A 264-nucleotide genomic window follows, 5' to 3' on the forward strand; every position below is an offset into this window, starting at 1 on the left:
GGCCATAGCCCAGCAGCCTTACGATCCAGTTCATGAGTTTCGTCAGTGCTTGCATGAAGGCGGACACTATCCCGTTCGCATGGCGGTGCAACGGGTTCATCCGCTGCCGTCTCCCGCCGTTAGAATGATTGGCCTATGCCGGCGTAGATTCCATAGGCCGTGCCATTTTCGTACTTGTTCAGCGGTACGGCAAAATCAAGCCGCAGCGGACCGAAAGGCGTGGCATAGCGGATACCGACACCGGCGCCGGCGCGGAAATCGCCG

General features: G+C 59.5%; 1 protein-coding gene. It reads right to left on the reverse strand.

The annotated features are described in order from the left end of the window. Positions 1 to 119 precede the first annotated feature (119 nt). A partial coding sequence (locus SB679_RS24745) for a BamA/TamA family outer membrane protein (RefSeq protein ID WP_410704941.1) occupies positions 120 to 264 on the reverse strand: 145 nt, incomplete at its 5' end.

This window comes from Chryseobacterium sp. SIMBA_029, assembly GCF_046535275.1.
GTDB lineage: Bacteria > Bacteroidota > Bacteroidia > Flavobacteriales > Weeksellaceae > Chryseobacterium.